General features: G+C 69.2%; 17 protein-coding genes. 7 read left to right on the top strand and 10 right to left on the bottom strand.

The genetic code is table 11. The annotated features are described in order from the left end of the window. Window positions 1-20 precede the first annotated feature (20 nt). A complete protein-coding gene (gene uca / locus PSS76_RS05375) occupies window positions 21-3,608 on the top strand; it encodes an urea carboxylase (protein WP_064058400.1) in 3,588 nt (1,195 codons plus the stop codon). Here the strand turns inward: uca and PSS76_RS05370 are convergent. The 7 genes from PSS76_RS05370 to PSS76_RS05340 all read right to left on the bottom strand — a co-directional run bounded on the left by PSS76_RS05370 (window position 3,598) and on the right by PSS76_RS05340 (window position 10,723). Beyond that, window positions 3,598-5,235 carry a class I adenylate-forming enzyme family protein gene (locus tag PSS76_RS05370; protein ID WP_337455963.1) on the bottom strand — a complete coding sequence of 546 codons (1,638 nt, stop codon included), beginning with the start codon at window positions 5,233-5,235 and terminating at the stop codon, window positions 3,598-3,600. The genes uca and PSS76_RS05370 overlap by 11 nt on opposite strands. After that, on the bottom strand, window positions 5,232-5,945 hold the full coding sequence (locus PSS76_RS05365) for an ABC transporter ATP-binding protein (RefSeq protein WP_005517992.1): 714 nt from the start codon (window positions 5,943-5,945) through the stop codon (window positions 5,232-5,234). Before PSS76_RS05365 ends, PSS76_RS05370 begins: the two co-directional genes overlap by 4 nt. Then, entirely contained in the window at window positions 5,942-6,712 is a 771-nt protein-coding gene (locus tag PSS76_RS05360) for an ABC transporter ATP-binding protein (RefSeq protein ID WP_337455962.1), read from the bottom strand. The genes PSS76_RS05365 and PSS76_RS05360 overlap by 4 nt, the downstream gene beginning before the upstream one ends. Further along, complete coding sequence (locus PSS76_RS05355; protein WP_081206422.1) at window positions 6,709-7,749, bottom strand: branched-chain amino acid ABC transporter permease; 1,041 nt, start codon at window positions 7,747-7,749, stop codon at window positions 6,709-6,711. The genes PSS76_RS05360 and PSS76_RS05355 overlap by 4 nt, the downstream gene beginning before the upstream one ends. Beyond that, window positions 7,749-8,624, bottom strand: a complete 876-nt coding sequence (locus PSS76_RS05350) for a branched-chain amino acid ABC transporter permease (RefSeq protein ID WP_064077253.1) — start codon at window positions 8,622-8,624, stop codon at window positions 7,749-7,751. Before PSS76_RS05350 ends, PSS76_RS05355 begins: the two co-directional genes overlap by 1 nt. Before the next feature lie 15 nt (window positions 8,625-8,639). Beyond that, the gene (locus PSS76_RS05345) at window positions 8,640-9,833 is read right to left on the bottom strand and encodes an ABC transporter substrate-binding protein (RefSeq protein ID WP_013417051.1); all 1,194 of its coding nucleotides are present in this window, start codon (window positions 9,831-9,833) and stop codon (window positions 8,640-8,642) included. A 134-nt stretch (window positions 9,834-9,967) separates the two neighbouring features. Continuing rightward, on the bottom strand, window positions 9,968-10,723 hold the full coding sequence (locus PSS76_RS05340) for a TetR/AcrR family transcriptional regulator (RefSeq protein WP_064079682.1): 756 nt from the start codon (window positions 10,721-10,723) through the stop codon (window positions 9,968-9,970). A gap of 165 nt (window positions 10,724-10,888) precedes the next feature. On the opposite strand from PSS76_RS05340, the gene PSS76_RS05335 reads away from it, so the two are divergent. The 4 genes from PSS76_RS05335 (at window position 10,889) to PSS76_RS05320 (ending at window position 14,843) form a co-directional block, all read left to right on the top strand. Continuing rightward, window positions 10,889-11,773 carry an SDR family NAD(P)-dependent oxidoreductase gene (locus PSS76_RS05335; RefSeq protein WP_064079681.1) on the top strand — a complete coding sequence of 295 codons (885 nt, stop codon included), beginning with the start codon at window positions 10,889-10,891 and terminating at the stop codon, window positions 11,771-11,773. Beyond that, window positions 11,770-12,339, top strand: coding sequence for a carboxymuconolactone decarboxylase family protein (locus PSS76_RS05330; protein ID WP_084846324.1), 570 nt, complete (start codon window positions 11,770-11,772; stop codon window positions 12,337-12,339). The genes PSS76_RS05335 and PSS76_RS05330 overlap by 4 nt, the downstream gene beginning before the upstream one ends. 26 nt (window positions 12,340-12,365) lie before the next feature. Then, window positions 12,366-13,067, top strand: coding sequence for a GTP pyrophosphokinase (locus PSS76_RS05325; protein ID WP_005517982.1), 702 nt, complete (start codon window positions 12,366-12,368; stop codon window positions 13,065-13,067). A gap of 168 nt (window positions 13,068-13,235) precedes the next feature. Then, on the top strand, window positions 13,236-14,843 hold the full coding sequence (locus tag PSS76_RS05320) for an MFS transporter (protein ID WP_005517981.1): 1,608 nt from the start codon (window positions 13,236-13,238) through the stop codon (window positions 14,841-14,843). A gap of 92 nt (window positions 14,844-14,935) precedes the next feature. On the opposite strand, the gene PSS76_RS05315 is transcribed toward PSS76_RS05320, so the two are convergent. Then, window positions 14,936-15,793 carry an SDR family oxidoreductase gene (locus PSS76_RS05315; protein ID WP_145235680.1) on the bottom strand — a complete coding sequence of 286 codons (858 nt, stop codon included), beginning with the start codon at window positions 15,791-15,793 and terminating at the stop codon, window positions 14,936-14,938. 118 nt (window positions 15,794-15,911) lie between these two features. Between PSS76_RS05315 and PSS76_RS05310 the strand changes: the two genes are divergently transcribed. Both PSS76_RS05310 and PSS76_RS05305 read left to right on the top strand, forming a co-directional pair. Further along, entirely contained in the window at window positions 15,912-16,301 is a 390-nt protein-coding gene (locus tag PSS76_RS05310; protein ID WP_205316617.1) for a winged helix-turn-helix transcriptional regulator, read from the top strand. Window positions 16,302-16,324: 23 nt separating this feature from the next. After that, a complete protein-coding gene (locus tag PSS76_RS05305; RefSeq protein WP_084870262.1) occupies window positions 16,325-17,209 on the top strand; it encodes an alpha/beta hydrolase fold domain-containing protein in 885 nt (294 codons plus the stop codon). Between the two features lie 19 nt (window positions 17,210-17,228). On the opposite strand, the gene lpdA is transcribed toward PSS76_RS05305, so the two are convergent. Both lpdA and PSS76_RS05295 read right to left on the bottom strand, forming a co-directional pair. Further along, window positions 17,229-18,632, bottom strand: a complete 1,404-nt coding sequence (gene lpdA / locus PSS76_RS05300) for a dihydrolipoyl dehydrogenase (RefSeq protein WP_005517976.1) — start codon at window positions 18,630-18,632, stop codon at window positions 17,229-17,231. A 142-nt stretch (window positions 18,633-18,774) separates the two neighbouring features. Then, complete coding sequence (locus PSS76_RS05295) at window positions 18,775-18,927, bottom strand: hypothetical protein (protein ID WP_005517973.1); 153 nt, start codon at window positions 18,925-18,927, stop codon at window positions 18,775-18,777. Window positions 18,928-19,662 lie beyond the last annotated feature (735 nt).

Here is a 19,662-nt window from a genome sequence, read left to right as displayed (position 1 = left end):
CCCACCGAAGGAGACCTTTCGTGTTCCCCGCTTTCGACACCCTGCTCGTCGCCAATCGCGGCGAGATCGCCTGCCGCATCGTCCGGTCCGCTCGCGAACTCGGGCTCAAGACCGTCGCCGTGTACTCCGACGCCGACGCGTGTGCCGCCCACGTGGAGATGGCCGACGCGGCCGTCCGGCTCGGACCCGCCCCCGCGGCGGAGTCGTATCTGCGCACCGACAAGGTCATCGAGGCGGCCCTCGCCACCGGCGCCGGGGCGATCCACCCCGGCTACGGGTTCCTCTCGGAGAACGAGCAATTCGCCGCGGCGGCGGAGCAGGCCGGTATCGCGTTCGTCGGCCCCACTCCCGATCAGCTCCGGGTGTTCGGCAACAAGCACACCGCCCGCGAGGCGGCACGCGCCGTGGGCGTCCCGCTGGTTCCCGGCAGCGGCCTCCTCGAATCGGTCGAGGAGGCCCTCGCCGAGGCCGAGCGCATCGGCTACCCGGTGATGCTCAAGGCGGTCGGTGGCGGCGGCGGTATCGGCATGCAGGCGTGTTTCACACCGGAGGCGCTGCGCGCGGCGTACGACACGGTGCAGCGGATGGCGGCGGCGAACTTCTCGTCGTCGGGCGTCTTCCTGGAACGTTTCGTCGCCCGCGCGCGTCACATCGAGGTGCAGGTGTTCGGCGACGGCGCCGGTCGCACGGTGAGCCTGGGCACCCGTGACTGCTCGCTGCAGCGCCGCAACCAGAAGGTGGTGGAGGAGGCGCCGGCGTCGGGCCTGCCCGACCACGTCACCGAGCAGTTGCTGCGCTCCTCCCGCGATCTGGCGTCGTCGGTGAACTACCGTTCGGCGGGCACCGTCGAGTTCGTGTTCGACGTGGACCGCGGCGAGGCGTCGTTCCTGGAGATGAACACCCGACTGCAGGTGGAGCATCCCGTCACCGAGGAGGTGACCGGTGTCGACCTGGTGGCGTGGATGCTGCGCCTGGCGGGCGGCGACGCGTCGATGCTGGACGGTCTGCCGGACAGCGGCCCGGCGATCACCGGCCACGCCGTCGAGGCCCGCGTGTACGCCGAGGATCCCGGGCGGGACTATCGGCCCAGCGCCGGGACGCTCACGTCGGTGCAGTTTCCCGCCGCCGCGCGGGTGGAGACGTGGGTCGACACCGGCACCGAGGTGAGTGCCCACTACGACCCGATGCTCGCGAAGATCGTCACCCGCGGCGACACCCGCGAGGAGGCGGTCGCGAAGCTGGGCGGCGCGCTGGCGGAGACCCGCCTCTACGGCGTGCAGACCAATCTCCCTCAGCTGCGGCACATCTGCGCCCAGCCGCTCACCGACCACACGACGTCCGCACTCGCCGACATCCCGGCCACGGGACCGCGCATCGACGTGCTGCGGGCCGGCACCATGACGACCGTGCAGGACCTTCCGGGCCGGATCGGGCTGTGGCAGGTCGGTATTCCGCCGTCGGGCCCGATGGACGACCTGTCGTTCCGGCTCGCCAACACCGCCGTCGGCAATCCGGTCGACGCACCCGGCCTCGAATGCACGCTGCAGGGACCGCGGCTCGAGTTCTCCACGCCGACGGTGGTGTGCGTGACGGGCGCCGACGCACCGGTGACCGTCGACGGACTCGCGGCGGCGATGTGGGAGCCGATCGAGATCGCCGCCGGCTCGGTGCTCGACATCGGCGCCCCCGCCGACACCGGACTGCGCACGTACCTCGCCGTGCGCGGCGGGCTGGACGTCCCGCTGTTCCACGGCAGCGCATCGACGTTCACGCTCGGCGGGTTCGGCGGCGTCACCGGCAGCGCCGTCGCGACCGGCGACGTGCTGGGGATACGCCCCGAGAGCGACACGTCGACCGCGCCGGCGCGTGTCCCGGACGACGTGCGCCCCGAACTGACCCACACGTGGCACCTCGCGGTCACCGAGGGTCCGCAGCCGTCGCCGTCGTACTTCACCGACGCGGACATGACGCAGTTCTACGAGACCACGTGGATCACCGCGAGCCACGCCAACCGCACCGGGATCCGGCTCGACGGACCCAAGCCGACGTGGTCGCGCACCGACGGCGGCGACGCGGGGTTGCACCCGTCGAACCTGCACGACAATCCGTACAGCGTCGGTGCGCTGAACGTCTCGGGCGACACCCCGATCCTGCTGGGCCCGGACGGTCCGAGTCTCGGCGGGTTCGCGTGCCCGCTCACGGTGACGAGCGCGCACCGCTGGAAGATGGGACAGATCCGCCCCGGCGACGCCGTGCGCTTCGTTCCGGTGCCCGACGCGGACGCCGACTCGCTGCGCCGCTCCGACGCGATGCGCGCGAAGGACGTTCCGGCCGTGCGGGTCGCCCGCGGGGACGGCGGCGTCCTCGGCCGCACCGACGCCGGCGACGACCGCCCGGAGGTGGTGTACCTGCGCGGCGGCGACGACAACATCCTCGTCGAGTACGGTCCGATGGCCCTCGATCTCGGGTTGCGGATGCGGGTGCACGCACTGTCGGAGGCGCTGGCGGACCTGCAGGTCTCGGGGCTGATCGACGTCACCCCGGGCGTCCGGTCGCTGCACCTGCACTTCGACCCGGACGTGTTGCCGCAGTATCGCCTCCTGGGGGTGCTGCAGGAACTCGAGAGCCGACTGCCTGCGACCCACGATCTGGTCGTCCCGAGCCGTACCGTGCGCCTGCCACTCTCGTTCGACGACCCGTCGATCGCCGAGGCGATGGCCCGCTACCGCAGCGGGGTGCGGGACACCGCACCGTGGCTGCCGTCGAACACCGAGTTCATCAGGCGGATCAACGGACTCGGCAGCGTCGACGACGTCCGCAAGGCCGTGTTCGACGCGGAGTACCTGGTACTCGGACTGGGTGACGTGTATCTCGGTGCGCCGCTGGCTGTTCCGCTCGATCCGCGGCACCGGCTGGTGACCACCAAGTACAACCCGGCCCGCACGTGGACGCCGTCGGACGCGGTCGGGATCGGCGGCAAGTACCTGTGCGTGTACGGGATGGAGTCGCCGGGCGGCTATCAGCTGATCGGGCGGACGGTGCCGATCTGGTCGGGCTACCGGCAGCGGGCACCGTTCGAGTCCGGCAAGCCGTGGCTGTTCCGCTTCTTCGACCGGATCGTGTGGGAGCCCGTCACCCCCGAACAGCTCGAGCAGGCTCGGTCCGATTCCCGCGCAGGGCGATTCGACGCCGACGTCAGCGAGGGCACGTTCGCACTGGCCGACCACCTGCGCTTCCTCGAGGAACACGCCGAGTCGATCGCCGAGTTCGAGGAACGTCAGGGGGCGGCGTTCGAGGCCGAGAAGCGGGCGTGGCACGCGGCCGGCGAGTTCGACCGCGTCGACGCCGGGCCGGCCCCCGAGCCCGCGACCGAGGAGCTGGACGTCCCACCGGGCGCCGTCGTGGTGGAGGCCCCGATGGTCGGCAACGTGTGGCGGGTGGAACTCGCACCGGGACAGCAGGTATCCGCGGGCGATCCGGCGGTGGTCCTCGAAGCCATGAAACTCGAGATGCCGGTCCCGTGTCCCGCCGCCGGCACGGTGCTCCAGGTGCTCGCGGAGCCGGGCGCCAAGGTGGCGCCCGGGACTCCGCTGGCCGTCATCGGCTGAGCTGCTGCTCGGCGAGCACCTTCACGACCCCCTTGGCGACCTTCCCCCCGGGCGCCAAGGGGAGCTCGTCCACCGTGACGACGTGCTCGGGCGTGTACTCGCGGGTGACGCCCTGCGCGGCCAGCCACGAGGACAGGTCGTCCGCTGTCAGTTCGGTGCCGTCTGCCGTCACCACGACGGCGCACACCTTCTCGCCGAACAGGGCGTCGTGCACACCGACCACCGCCACCATCGTGACCGCCGGATGGGCGCGGACGAACTCCTCGACCTCGACGGCCGAGATGTTCTTGCCACCGCGGATGATGATGTCCGCCTTGCGGCCCACCACCCGTAGGCGTCCGGCCGCGTCGATCTCGACGATGTCCCCGAGCAGCATCCAGCCGTCGTCCGTGTACAGCTCGGCGTTGGCGGCGTCGTCGTCCCAGTAGCCGTGGCACGTCAGGGGGCCGTTGACGCCGGGCTGGCCGCGGCGCTCGGCACCGAGCACCTCGGTACCCGCGTCGTCGAACACCCGGACCCGAGCCTCGTCCACCACGCGCCCGCACGTGCGCAGGCGGGTGTCGGCGTCGTCGTCGACGGTCGTGACGCTCACCGCGCCGGTCTCGTTGGAACCGTAGAACTGGAGCACCGCGGCCCCGGTCCGCTCCTCGAACGCGAGCGCCTCCGAGTACGGCACCGCCTCACCGCCGGTGAACATCGCGCGCAGGGCACCGAGATCGGCGGCCTGTGCCCGCTCGGACCGCAACAGCATCTTGAACTGGGTACTGACGCAGTTCAGGATCGTCACCCGCTCACGCTCGAGCAGGTCGACCATCACGTCGGCGTTGAACCGTTCGACCACCACGTTCGGTGCGCCGAGCAGCGCCGGCAGGAAGTGCGACGTCCACAGCCCGAACCCGAAGGGCGCCGGGACCGCACCGAAGAAGACGTCGTCGCCGGTGATCCTCCCGGCCCGCACGGCCACCTCGGAGAACCCGATCCAGCGGCGCTCGGTCTGGGTCACCAGCTTCGGCAGACCGGTGGTGCCGGACGTGGAGTTGAGCAGCGAAACGTCGTCGACGCCGAAACGTGGGCTGGTGGAGTCGAATCGGCGGTCGGTGACCTCGACCCGTTCGCCGGCGGCGTCCTCGACCTCGACGGAGCCGAGGTCGTCCACGTAGATCACGTGCTCCGGCCCACCGGTCCGCTCGCGCAGTTCCGCGACGAGAGCCGCGGTGTCCTGGCCGCGCAGCGACCGCGTGGTGACCAGCGTCCGGCACCCGGCGCGGGTGCTCAGATGCGCCACTTCCTTGACGCCCGAACGAGACCCGATGCCTACCGCGATCCGTCCCGTGCGGTATGCGGCGCACAGCGCGGCATGGAAGACCATGGTGTCGGGCAGGTACAGCGCGACGGCGGAGTCCTCGCCCACCGCCGCCAGTGCGGACGCGATGCGGTCGGTGGTCGCGTCGTAACTGGCCCACGAGATCCGCGAGTCCGGCGTGATGAACGCGATCCGCTCGCCGATCGTGAGGGCCCAGTGCCGCACCAGTTCGCTGACGCTCAGGCCGTCGAGCTTGCGGGGATCGGTCGCGAAGTCACCGACCGCGACGTCCAGGGTGGTCGAGAAACGTCGGGTCACCGTCACTGCTCCACTGTCGCTTCCAACATGCCCATCGACTGCTTGTACGCGGTGTCGAGCGACGCCGCGTCGTCCCGCATGTCGACGATCCGGCCGCGCTGCATCACGTAACCGCGCTGGACCACCGCCTTCAGCGCCGCCAAGGCCGGTTCGGCGACCAGCACCGTCACGCCGTCGGCGGCGAGACCGGCCACCAGCGAACGCAGTTCGGCGACGATCTTCGGCGCGAGGCCCGTCATCATCTCGTCGAGCAGCAGCACCTTGGGCGTCGCGAGCAGCGCCCGCCCCAGCACCAGCATCTGCTGTTCGCCGCCGCTGAGCACACCGGCGTAGCTGCCGGATCGCTCGCGCAGCACCGGGAACCGGTCGAACGCCGAGTCGATCGCGTCCTTCTTCAGTCCGAGCAGATCGGCACCCACCTGCAGGTTCTCGCGGACCGACATCTTCATGAACAACTGCCGGCCCTGCGGAACGTACGCGAAACCTTCCCGGACCCGCTGCAGCGCGGACATCCCGTCGACCCGCCGGCCGTCCATCATCACCTGCCCGGTGCCGCGGACGGATCCGTAGACCGCCCCGAACAGGCTGGACTTGCCGGCGCCGTTGGGACCGACGACGGCGGTCACCGTCGAGGACGGCGCCGTGAACGAGACGCCGTCGACCGCGACGGCCGATCCGTACCGGACCTTCAGGTGCGTCACCTCGAGCGTGGTCATGACACTTCCTCTCCTGCACCGAAGTACACCTCACGCATGGCGTCGCTCGCGAGACACTCGGCGGGCGCGCCGTGGAAGGCGACCGATCCGAAGTCGAGCAGCACGACGGTGGACGCGAGTTCGGCGATGAGGTCGACGTTGTGGTCGACCAGCACGACGCCGCGACCCTGGGCCTGAATCTTGCGCACCGCCCCGGCGATCGCGGCGATGCCCGTGTGGTCGGCGCCGGCGAACGGCTCGTCGAGCAGAAGCACCTGCGGATCCGTGGCCATCGCGCGCGCCACCTCGACCAGGCGCTGCCCGCCGAGGCTCAATTCGCCGCAGGCGCTGGCGGTGTCGTCGATCGCGTACTCGTGCGCGACGGCGCGCGCCCGGTCCGCGGTGGCGTCCCAGTTCTCGAACGGCCCCTTGAGTGCCCACCTCAGCGAGTGCAGCGGCGTGCGCATCCGGCGACCGTACAGTGCCGGCACGATGTTCTCGACGGCGCTCAGTTCCAGCGCCAACTGCGGGTGCTGGAAGGTCCGCGAGAGCCCCTGACGTGCCCGCTTCTCGCTGGGCCCGGTCAGCGTGCGGCCGGCGAGCGTCACGGTGCCGGCGTCCGCCTTCTGCGTCCCGAAGATGCAGTCCACCAGCGTGGTCTTGCCGGCGCCGTTGGGGCCGACCAGACCGACCACCTCGCCGGGGGCGACGGTGAACGAGACGTCGTCGACGGCGCGGACACCGCCGTAGTTCTTGGTGAGGCCCGAGACCTCGAGCAGCACGCTCACGTTCGATCACTTCCTCGTTCGTCGGAACCACCACGACCGGTCACCTTGGCGAATGCCGTTCCCACCCAGCCGATCACGCCGCCCGGCGCGACGATGAGGATCAGCAGCACCGCCACGGCGAGCAGCAGTTCGCCGCTGCCCTGGTAGCCGGGCATGTTGAGGGTGACGATCACGACGATCAGCGCACCGAGCGGGGCGCCCCACGCGCTGTTGCGGCCGCCGATGATCGGCATGAAGATCGCGAGGAACACGATGCTGAGGGTGAACGTCTCCGGCGTGACGGCCTGCACGGACACCGTGAACAGCGAGCCGCCGGTCGATGCGATCGCCGCACCGATCGCGAGCGCGATCACCGTCAGGTGTGCCGGGTTGACGCCCGACGAGCGGGCGGCGTTCTTGTTGTCGCGGGCGGCGCGCAGGGTCAGGCCCCACACGGACTTGCGCATGCGGTCGACGATCACCGCGATCGCGCAGACGAACAGGATCGCCAGAACCACCAGCGTGTATCGCGGCGGCTGCCACCCGAACAGTGTGACGGCCTCGACGCCGGAGATGCCCGCCGAACCACCGGTGAAGTCGGGCCCGTCGATGAGCCAGTGCTCGAAGGCGATTCCGAACAGCAGGGTGACGGCCGCGAGATAGAAGCCGGACAGCTTCTGCGTCGCGAGCGCCAGGATCACCGCGACCACTGCCGCGACGAGGGCGCCGATCACCCAACCCCACCACATCGACAGCCCGGTCTTCACCGAGACGAGAGCGACGGCGTACGCGCCGATCGCGGCGTACGCGCTGTAGGCCATCGACAGCGAACCTGCCATGACGAACGGGATGTACATGCCCAGGGCGATCAGCGAGTACGTCGCGGCCAGGAACACCAGGTCCTGCCGGTACAGGCTCGGCCCCATCCACACCAGTACCGCGGCGACGACGACGAGCGTGATGCCCGCCTCGATCGCGATGTTGGTGAGCGACCGGCGGGCCCGCGAGGGACGTGCCGGCGCTGCCGCCTCCGACGGCGGTGACGTGAGAGTCGACATCAGACGCGGACCTTCCTCGAGAGCAGGCCCTCCGGCCGGAAGGCGAAGAACACCAACGCGATCAGCAGGATCGCGGTCTGTGCGGCACTGGCACCGAAGTAGTACGGCGCGAACACCTGCACGAAGCCGAGCAGCAGGCCACCGATCAGCGGCGCCCAGCTGCGTCCGGTGCCGCCGATCACGAGGGCGATGAAAGCGGTGAGCGTCCAGGACAGTCCGCTCGTGAACTGGACGCCGGCCTTGGGCGCGAACAGCAGTCCGGCGATGGCGGCGATGAGTCCGGCGACGGTGAAGGCCACCAGCCGAACCCGGTTCACCGGCAGGCCGAGGATCCGGGCGGCCTCGGGGTTGTCACCGACCGCGCGCAGCAGCCGACCCGTCTGCGTCGCCTGCAGCCACAGACCCACCACGACGAACACCACAACGGTGCCGACGATGAGGACGATCGACGAGCTGTCGACGGTGGCGCCGGCGACGGTGATCGGTTGGAAGTCGAACAGCTTCTGTCCGGGCAGCGGGGTCCGGCCGAAGATCGTGCCGGCCAGCTGCTGCACCGCGAACAGCACCGCGGTGACCGCGACGAGGGCCGGCAGTTCGCCACGGCCCGAACGCTTCTGGACCTGCTGCACGACGAGCTTCTCGGTGATCACCGACAGCGCCATGCCGACGGCGAGGCCCAGCAGCAGCGCGAGCCACAGCGGCACACCGTGGTCGACGACGACGAAGCTGCACGCCATCGCGGCGGCCATCGCGTAGGGGCCCATCGCGAAGTTGAAGAAGTCCGCCCCCACCACCACGAGGTACATGCCGAGGGCGATGAGCGAGAAGAAGGCGCCGATCTCGAGCGCGGCGAGCCAGAGTTGAGGATCAGTCATCTGTTCTCTCCTTCGTCAGCCGCACGGGGGCTGGTAGGACGCCCACGGCCCGGCCGGCTTGTTGTCGGCGCCGAACTCGACGAGCACCAGGCCGCACAGGCTGTCGGGGGCGAGGTGGTCGTCGGGGCCGTACGACAGCGTCAGGCCCTCCTGGCCGAACGTCGCTGGCACGTCGGAGACCTGCTGCAGCGCATCGCGGACCTTGGTCCGGTCGGTGTGGTCGCCGGCGATCTCGAACGCGCGCTCGAGCATCATCACGGCGTCGTAGGCCTGCGCGTCGTACGCGGTGAGCTGGTAGTCGGCGCCCTTGACCGCGCGGATCTTCTCGGTCAGCTCGGCGGTGCGCGGATTGTTCGCGCTGAGGCTGCCCATGTAGACCATGCCGGTGAGCGCGCCCGGGTCGGCCAGCGCCCACGACTTGGGCTGGTTGCCGATCGAGGCGAGCGAGAAGCGTTGCGCGTCCGGGTAGATCTTGGCGAGCGTGTTGTGGGCGAGGATCTCGAAGTGGCCACCGATGCTGGCGACGAGGATCGCGTCGGGCTCGGTGCCGGTGACCCGGGAGGCCTGCGCGGTGAGGTCCGCGGCGTCGACGGGCGCCTTCTCGACGGCGGTGACGGTGGCGCACTTCTCGAGCGCGGGCCGCAGCGTCTTGATGATGCCGTCGATCGAAGCGCTCGCGTCGCCGAGGATGCCGAGTGTCTTGTAGCCCATCTGCTCGAACGCGCCGCAGTACACCTCGGCGTACTGCTTGAGGGAGTTCGGGATCATGAACGAGTAGCCGTTGTCCGGCTTGTTCGCGAAGGCGTCGGACAGCACGACGGGCGCGATGGCCGGGATCTCGGACTGTTGCAGCACCGACTTGGCCTGGATCACCGAGCCGGACCCGGTGGCGAGCAGGACCGCGCTCGCGCCGTGGTCGACGAGCTTGCGGATGATCGACGGCGTCTTGGTGGGACTGGACTCGTCGTTCTCGACGACCAGGCGCACCGGCTTGCCGTTGATCCCGCCGTCGGCGTTGACGAGGTCGACCGCGAGCCGGATCGTGCTGCCGGCGATGGTGCTGTACGACGCGCCGGGCCCCGTCGAGTCCTCGTCGAGGCCGATCACGATCTCGTCCGGCGACATCTCCCCCGCGGATCCGCATCCCGCGACGCCGAAAGCTCCCACGGCGGCGGCCACCGCCGCAGCGACGACCCTTCCGATTCTCACAACCGACTCCCGTCTGACGCCGACCTTCAAGCGTTTGGTCAATCAAGCAATTGCTTGATTGACAATTGGCGACAGGAGTATGCCCCGCGTCACACCGCGAAGTCAACGCCGAGGACCGACGACGAGAGGGAACTTCAGTTGCCGCGCAGCAGGCGCAGTTCGCGGATCGCTTCCTTGAGCTCGCGGACGTCGCGCCGCAGATCGTCGAATTCCGAGTCGTCCGCCCCGGGAAGCTCGACGGCAGCGGCACGGTCGGCGATCTCGGACCGGCGCACGGGGCCGGGCGCAGCCTTGGCGGATGCCGATCCCACCGGCCCGCCCGCCGCGAAACCGTCGAGGAACACCGCGATCAGGTCGTGCCGCAGGCGCTCGGCGTCCTGGGCCAGCGAGGCCCGGTTGAATCGCACCGTCGACCAGACGGATTCCCGGAGCATGCGATGGAAGTGCTGCTGGTCGATGTCGACACGGAACTCGCCCGACCGGACGCCGCGCGAGATCGCGTCGGCCCAGTAGTCGTGGGCCCGGCGGACCGCCACGGAGATCGGACTGTCCTCCGGCTGCGACGACAGCGCGCTCTCGTTCTGATAGATCTCGGTGGCGAAGGGATGGTCCGCCGCGGCCTCGAACGAGACGGCCACCATGTGATCGATTCGCTCCCTGCCGGTTTCACCCGGGACCTGAGCGGCCTCGTAACGCTCGTTGAGGTCGTCGACGAAGGCGATGACGATCTCGAAGACGATCGCGTCCTTGGAGCCGAAGTAGTGGTAGAGGCTGCCCGAGAGGATGCCGACCTCGTCGGCGATGTCCCGCACGGTGGTGCCGGCGACGCCGCGCTCGCTGAACAGCTTGGCCGCATGAAATAGAATTTCTTCTCGCCGGGTCGATGCCACCTGACGACTCCCCCCAGGAACGGTGATGCAGTGTCGACCGATCCCGATCGAACGCTTGCTTGATGCCCGTCAATGCTACACGGCGCCGCCGACCTGCCCGGTAGATCCGACCTGCGGTGCTAGCGTCTCCTTACCGTGGGGTAACCGAGGGGCGGGGGCAGCGCGATGGTACGAACCGGGACGAGACAGGCGCTCGAGGAGCGCCTGGAGGGCCGTCGCGTCCTGGTCACCGGCGCGGCCCGCGGGATCGGCGCATCCCTCGCCCGGCGCCTGTATGCGCGCGGTGCCCGGGTCGCGCTACTCGGACTCGAACGCGAACTGCTCGAACAGGTCGCGACGATGTGCGGCGGCGCTCCGTGGCGGGTGTGCGACGTCCGCGACGGCGAGGCGGTGCAGCGGGCCGTCGACGCCCTCGCCGACGACCTCGGCGGGCTGGACGTCGTGGTGGCCAATGCCGGTGTGGCGGCGCAACTTCCCCTGCTCGGCGGCGACCCCGACGTCATGACGCGCACCGTCGAGGTGAACCTGCTCGGGACGTACCACACGGTGCGCGCGGCGGGGCCGCTCGTCGCGCACCCCGGCGGGTACGTGCTGCTGGTCGCGTCGGCCGCGGCGGGAGTGCAGCTGCCGCTCATGGGCGCGTACGCCGCCAGCAAGGCCGCGGTGGAGGCGCTCGGCAATACGTTGCGCCTCGAGACGAAGCACCTCGGGTTGCGGGTGGGTGTCGCGTACCTCGCCGAGGTCGACACCGACATGACCGCGATCGGATTCGGAACCGAGGCCGCCGCCCAGATCAAAGGGCTCGGACCGTTCACCCGGGTCGCCCCACGCTCGGTGGGGGTGGACGCATTCGAGCGAGGCATCGCCACGCGCGCCCGGCGGATCTACGCGCCCCGCTGGGTGGCGCCGACGATGCGCCTGCGCATGCTCGTGCAGCGGGCGGTCGAGCTGCGCCCGCAACCGCGGATGGCCGCAGCCCTCGACGCTGCCCGGGCCGAGCACGCCCGACTCACCACGCCACTGCCGGACCGACCCGGGGAGACCGAGTGACCGCACACGACGAGAAGACCGGCAACCACACGGCGCCGCGCGTCCGGCCGGGACGTTTCAAGGAACTCGGGCCGGTGAACTGGGCCGGGTGGCGGGTACTTTCCCTCGGCTCCCGCACGCGCGACGCCAAGCTGTTCAGCACCCTCGGCCGCACCGGAGGGCTGTTCCGCGGCTGGTTGCACTACTCGGGCGTCCTGATGCTGCTGCCCGGCACCAAGCTGTCCCGGTTCGAGATCGAACTCGTGGTGTTGCGGGTCGCCCACCTGCGCGGATCCCGCTACGAATGGCAGCACCACGTGCGGCTCGGCCGGCGTGCCGGCGTCACCCCGCAGATCCTCGACCGCGTCCTCGCCGGCCCCACCGACCCCGACTGGTCGCCGCGGTTCCGGGCGATGCTGGCGGCGACGGACCAGATGGTCGCCACCAAGAACGTCGACGACGCGACGTGGGCCACGCTCGCCGAGCACCTCGACGATCGGCGGCTCGTCGAGTTCTGTCTCCTGGTGACGCAGTACGACGGTTTGGCCACCACCATCGACACCCTGCGAATCCAGCCCGACTTCTGATTCGCCGGCGGTGGCACACTGGTGGCGTGGATCCTGAGCAACTCCGAACCGACTTCTCCCGATTCATGATGACGTACCGGTTCGGCATCACTCAGCTGCTGACCAAGGTGAACATCCTCAAGGACGAGTTCACGCACATCAATCTCTACAGCCCCATCGAGCACGTGACGTCGCGGCTCAAGACGCCCGAGAGCATCATCCGCAAGGCGAACCGCATCGGCTGCCCGCTCACCCTCGACGACGTCCGCGAGCAGATCCTCGACATCGCCGGGGTCCGGATCACGTGCAGCTTCATCGCCGACACGTACCGTATCGCGGACATGATCACGAGCCAGCCGGACATCGAGGTCCGCGAGGTCGAGGACTACATCGCCAAGCCCAAGCCGAACGGCTACAAGAGCCTGCACCTGATCGTCGAGGTACCGGTGTACCTGAGCGACCGCGTGCAGCAGGTGCCGATCGAGCTCCAGATCCGCACCATCGCAATGGATTTCTGGGCCAGCCTCGAGCACAAGATCTACTACAAGTTCAATCGCGAGGTGCCGCCGGAACTGCTCGCCGAACTCACCGAGGCCGCGGAGACCGCACACCGGCTGGACATGAAGATGGAGCGGCTCAACGAGGAGTTCGCGAAACTCAAAGCGCAGGAGGGTGTCGCCGACGAGGCCCCCGCGCTCGAACTGCCGCCGCAGTTGCTCGACGCATTGCAGGTGCGCCTGTCCGAATGACGCGGCCCGCCCGCTGCTCATAGTTGTCCCGCGGTTGCAAGTCTCCGGACCGACATGTGACCATTCCGACGATGGGCGGTATTCGATTGCTGCCGTTCCCTGTTCGCCGGTAGCGTCTGCACGTTCGGCCGCGACAGTCGTCCGTGCCACCGATCCGGTAGGAACTGCATGTCCCAAGACGTCCAGGCGACCTCGCGTCCCGACGCCCCCGTACACGACAATCCCAATCACGACCGCCGCTGGCTGGTGCTGTGCATCGTCGCGCTGGCCCAGCTCACCGTCGTGCTCGACGGCACCATCGTGAGCATCGCACTGCCCGACGCCCAGAAGGAACTGGGCATCAGCAACCTGGACCGGCAGTGGGTGGTGACCGCCTACGCGCTCGCCTTCGGCGCGCTGTTGCTGCTCGGCGGCCGCATCGCCGACTTCTGGGGCCGCAAGCGCTCCTTCATGGTCGGGATGGCGGGCTTCGCGATCGCGTCGGCCGTCGGCGGCTTCGCGCAGACCGGCATGCAATTGTTCGCCGCGCGCGCCGGGCAGGGCGTGTTCGCGGCCCTGCTCGCGCCCGCCGCGCTGGCGATCCTCACCACGACGTTCGTCGGAGAGAAGGAGCGTGCCAAGGCGTTCGCGGTGTTCGGTGCGATCTCCGGCGGCGGCGCCGCGATCGGCCTGCTGCTCGGCGGCGTGCTGACGCAGTACGTCGACTGGCGCTGGTGCCTGCTGGTGAACATCCCCGTCGCGATCTTCGCGATCGCGGTGACGCTGCCGATCGTCAAGGAGACCAAGGCGCACGGCGACACCAGCTACGACCTACCGGGTACCGTGCTGGTCGCGATCGGTCTCGGCTCGCTGGTGTACGGCTTCACCAAGGCCGAGCACGGCTGGCTCGAGACGCAGACGCTGGTGTTCATCGGCATCGGCCTGGTCGCCCTCGTCGCATTCGTGCTGGTGGAGAAGAAGTCGGCGAACCCGCTTCTGCCGCTCAGCGTTCCGTGGCACCGTGACCGCGGCGCCGCGTTCATCGGCTCGGCGCTGGTCGGCGCGGCGCTGCTCGGCGGCACGCTGTACCTGACGTTCTACCTGCAGATCGTGATGGGCCTGAGCCCGGTGATGTCGGGTGTCGGGTCGCTGCCGATGGCGTTCTTCATCGTCATCGCGTCCACCATTGCGGCGCAGCTCACCACCCGCATCGGCCCCAAGCCGCTCATGGTCGTCGGACCGATCTTCGCGGCCGTCGGGCTGTTCCTGCTCACCCAGATCGGCGTGGACACGTCCTACTGGACGCACGTGTTCCCGGGCCTGGCGATCTTCGGTTTCGGCCTGGGCCTGCTGATGGTGCCGATGCAGAACCTCGCGCTGCTCGGCGTCCCCAACCACGACGCCGGCGCTGCCAGCGCACTGGCCAACGCGACGCTGCAGGTCGGCGGCGCGCTCGGCACAGCCCTGTTCACCACGGTGTACGCGTCGGCCAAGAGCGCGTTCCAGGCCGACAACCCGGCGCCCACTCCCCCGCCCGGCTTCCCGGCCGACGCGATCCCCACCGACCTCGCCAACGCGACGCCGCCCACGGCCGAGCAGATCGCGGCCATGCCCGCGCCCGCGCAGGACTTCGTCGGCAAGATCATGGACTGGGTGTTCGGCACCGAGGTGTCCGGCTACGCGCACGCGTTCGGCTGGGCCGGTGCGCTCATCCTCGTCATCAGCCCGCTGGTGATCGTCCTGGTCCGCGCCAAGAAGGGCGATCTGCCCACCGAAGGCGCCGTCGGGATGCACTGACCGTTCCTCCCCCATTCCCCCTCGGGAAGCTGAAGGGTCCGTTCGTGCGCTGCCGGCGTATGAACGGACCCTTCAGCTGCTATCGGGGGCCGTCAGAGCGCGGCCCGCAGCACGTCCTCGAGCGGGGTGGATGGCCGACCGATGAGCCGCTGCAGGTCGCCGCTGGTGACGTCGAGGACGCCGGTCGCGACACCGGCGTCGGCGTCGGCGAGGACCGCGGCGACGGGCGCGGGCAGGCCGACGGACTCGAGGACGCCCTGGTACTCCGCGACCGGCAGGTTCCGGTACTCGACGGGCTTGCCGGTGACGTTCGAGATGGCCTGGGCCAGTTCGGGGTACGACACGTGCTCGTCGCCGCCCAGCTCGTACACCTTGCCGGCCTGGTTCTCGTCGGAGGTGAGCACGGCGGCCGCGGCCTCGGCGTAGTCGGCACGGGCCGCACCCGACACCCTGCCGTCGCCCGCGCTGCCGACCAGGACGCCGCGCTCGGCGGTGCCGGCCAGGTCGTTGGTGTAGTTCTCCCAGTACCAGCCGTTACGCAGCAGCGCGTGGTCGATGCCGGACTCGGCGAGCAGCCGCTCGGTCACCTGATGCTCCTGCGCGAGCCGGAGCGTGTTGTTGGGCGCGTCCGGGATGGACGTGTACGCGACGAAGCCGACGCCAGCGGCCTTCGCGGCGTCGATGATGTTGGTGTGCTGCGGCACCCGAGCACCCACCTCGCTGCCGGAGATCAGCAGTAACTTGTCGACCCCGGCGAGGGCGGTTTCGAGCGCGGCGCGGTCGGCGTAGTCGGCGGTGCGCACCTGGACGCCCTGGGCCGCGAGGTCGGCGGCCTTCTCCGGGTTGCGGACGACGGCGACGACGTCGGATGCGGGGACACCGCGCCGCAGCAGGGCGTCGACGGCGAGGCGGCCGAGGTGTCCGGTGGCACCGGTGACGGCGATGGTCATGAGAACTCCCAAGGTTGAACCTTCAATGCTTCGTTCACCCTCCATGATGCACTTATTTTTCGTAAGTGCAACTGTTTGAGTCAGCACTGATTGTTTGACAGGTAGTAACCTGAAGTACGTGAGCAGCGACGACCAGCACTTCGACGACCCGACCCTCGAGGCCGACGTCTTCGCGCGCGACTGCCATTCGCGGGGCGCGCTGCTCAACGTCACCGGACGCTGGGGCACGCTCGCCCTGGCTGCACTCGCCGAGGGCCCGTACCGGTTCGGCGCGCTGCGCCGCCGGGTGGACGGGGTGAGCGATCGGATGCTGGCGCAGACGTTGCAGCAACTCGAGCGCGACGGCCTGGTGCACCGCGAGGTCCGCGAGACGATCCCGCCGAACGTCGAGTACAGCCTCACCCCACTCGGCGAGGAGATTGCCGAGCGTCTCACCGGCCTGATCGATCTGCTCGAATCGCACATGCCGGACATCTATGCGGCCCAGAATCGGTACGACGCACGCTGACCGAGACGACGACGGGGGTGGCCATGCCGAGCCTGACCAGCAGGGCCATGCCGTTGGCCATCGCGGTGCTGGGGCGACGCCGTCCGAGCGCCGACGACATCCGCCGGGAGATCGCGGCGCTGCAGGCCCGGCCGAAGCCGTTCGCGCCGCCGTCGTCGCTGGGGCGCACCCTCGACGTCACCGCGTCCACCTCGGCGGCGGGGTGGCCGGTGTTCACCGTGACCCCGCGCGGGATGGCGCCGTCGGCGCGCGTGCTGTACCTCCACGGCGGCGCCTACATCCGGGAGATCACCCGCCACCACTGGAAACTTGTGGCGCAGTTGGCGTCCGCGGGCGCGTCGGTGACGGTGCCGATCTACCCGGTGGCGCCGCGCGGGACGGCGTCGCACGTGGTTCCGGCGTCGGCCGACCTCGCCGAACGTTTGGCGAAGCACGACGAGCCACTGGTGATCGCGGGTGATTCGGCGGGCGGCGGGCTCGCGCTCGCGGTGGCCTTGGCGCTGCGCGATCGCGGCACCGCCGCCCCCGCCCACACCGCGCTGATCTCGCCGTGGCTGGACGCGACCGGGGAGCACCCGGAGATCCGCGAGATCGCCCCGCGCGATCCGTGGCTGCACCCGGACAGCCTCACGGTGGCCGCCGACGCCTACCGCGGCGAACTGGATCGGGAGCACCCGTGGGTGAGCCCACTGAACGGCGATCTCACCGGTCTCGGCCCGATGACGCTGTTCACCGGCACCCGCGACATCCTCAACGTCGACGCCCGCCGCTTCCGGCCACTGGCGTCCGAGGCCCGGGTGTCACTCGACTTCCACGAGGCGCGGGAGATGATCCACGTCTACCCGCTGCTCCCGATCCCGGAGGGCAAGAAAGCCCGCACAATTCTGTGCGGGCTTCTCGCGGACTAGCTCTTCGGGCGGCGGACCGTCAGAAGTTGATCATGTGGCCGGCGAGGCCGTGGATGGCCTCCTGTAGTGCCTCGCTGAGCGTGGGGTGCGTGTGCACGTTGCGGGCCAGCTCGTTGACCGTGAGGTCCCACTTCTGGGCCAGGGTCAGCTCGGGCAGCAGCTCCGAGACGTCGGGGCCGATGAGGTGGCCGCCGAGCAGCTCGCCGTACTTCTTGTCGGCGATGAGCTTGACGAAGCCGTTGGGGTCGTTCAGGCCGTGAGCCTTGCCGTTCGCGGTGAACGGGAAGGTGGCGACCTTCACGTCGTAGCCCTCGGCCTTGGCCTGCGCCTCGGTGAGACCGAAGCTGGCGACCTGCGGCTGGCAGAACGTGGCGCGCGGCATCATCCGGTAGTCGCCCAGCTCCATCGTCTCGGCGCCCCCGATGGTCTCGGCGGCGACGACGCCCTGAGCCTCGGCGACGTGCGCGAGCTGCAGCTTGGCGGTGACGTCACCGATGGCGTAGATGCCGTCGACGTTGGTGCGCATGCGCTCGTCGATCGCGATGGCGCCACGGTCGGTGAGGGCGACGCCGGTGTTCTCGAGGCCGTAGCCCTCGACGCGGGGCGCGAAGCCGACCGACTGCATGACCTTGTCGACGGTGACGGTCTCGATCTCGCCGGACTTGTTGTCCTTGATGGAGACGGTGACGTCGGAGCCGTTGTCGACGATCGACTGCACGGCCGCACCGGTCTTGATCTTGACGCCGAGCTTCTTGTAGTGCTTGGCGATCTCCTTGGAGACGTCCTCATCCTCGTTGGGCAGGGCGCGGTCCAGGAACTCGACGATGGTGACGTCGACACCGTAGTTGGAGAGGACGTAGCCGAACTCCATGCCGATGGCGCCGGCGCCGACGATGACGATCGACTTCGGCAGGTCGCGGGTGAGGATCTGCTCCTCGTAGGTGACGACGTTGTCGCTGAGCGAGGTGCCCGGCAGCAGCTTGGTCACCGAACCGGTGGCGATGATGACGTTGTCGAAGGTGACCGTCTCGGTGCCGCCCGAGCTGAGGGCGACCGAGATGGTCTTGGCATCGACGAACGTGCCGCGACCGTCGAACTCGTCGATCTTGTTCTTCTTCATCAGGAAGTGCACGCCCTTGACGCGGCCGTCCGCGACCTTGCGGCTGCGGTCGAACGCTGCGCCGAAGTCGAAGGACACGTCTCCCGACATGCCGAACGCCTTCGCCTCCTTGTGGAAGATGTGCGCCAGTTCGGCATTGCGCAGAAGTGCCTTGGAGGGGATGCAGCCCACGTTCAGGCAGACACCACCCCAGTACTTCTCTTCGATGATGGCGGTCTTGAGGCCCAGCTGTGCCGCGCGGATAGCAGCGACGTACCCACCGGGACCGGCTCCGAGGACAACGACGTCATAGTGTGAGGTCACGAGGCCCTAGCGTAGCCCCGCCTCGATCGGCTGTCCCGGGTTGGTGCTTACTCGCGAGTAAGGTCACGGAACGCGGCCATGACCCCGAACACACCTGCGACCCCAGCCGCCGGTGGCGACTGGGGTCGGAGGTGCGAATGCGTCAGCTGAACGAGATGGCGCTCCCGAGGTCACCGACGGTGCTACCGCCGAAGACGCTTCCCCGGCTGAGGCTGAGGAAGATGTCGAGCAGACCCGACATGGAGCCCGTGACCGCCCCGGAGAACGAACCGAGGTCGATGGCGTCCAGATTCATGGCAATCGCCTTTCTTACTGCGCTGGGTGATTCGGATCAGGAGAGCTCGGTGACCGAACCGAGGTTCACGATGTTGCCGATGATGAGCTGGATGAGGCCCAGGAGATCCGCGTTCATTGTTACTCCTACTTTCGTGGTGGTGGGTACTGTTCGTGATTGCTGCGTGATTTCTCGCGCAGCGGGTCTGGAAGTTCGCCGGCCAGGGGACCCCGCTACCCCGGATTCGTCTACTCCCTGCTCATCCCGCCCGTTCGGCACCAGCTGCGGCGTGACCGTGGTGTGCCATCCGCCTGCCTCCCGGTCGGGAAGACGATCGGGTTTATTCGACCGTGATCGAAAGATAATCTAGGTATCGTCGTCCTGTACGCGTTTTCGTTACACGAACTGGGCAACTGTCCAGGATGCCGGGAAATTCACCCGTCTCCTCACCCCCCCCGGGTCGCAGCGCCTTGCCCGACTCGGCCAGCACAGACCGCCCGCGCCGCTTCCTTCAGCTCCGAGACGCTCTCAGCGATCAGTTCGAGGTAGTGCAGCAGATCCGGCATCGCCTCGGGATCGGCGGTGACGGTCAAGATGGGGTCGCTGTCGGTTCCCGCAGTTACGAAGTGCTGCAAGCGATCCCCGTCGATCGGTGGCCGTGCGCCGAGAACCGCGAGTGCGCGTGCACCACCAACGCAAAGCCGTCGACGGTCAGCGGAGATGTTGCTCAACATCATGGGGCGCGGCGTGTATCGC

This window comes from Prescottella sp. D32, assembly GCF_037287305.1.
Taxonomy (GTDB): domain Bacteria; phylum Actinomycetota; class Actinomycetes; order Mycobacteriales; family Mycobacteriaceae; genus Prescottella; species Prescottella equi.
This window is presented reverse-complemented; position numbering and strand designations above follow the sequence as displayed.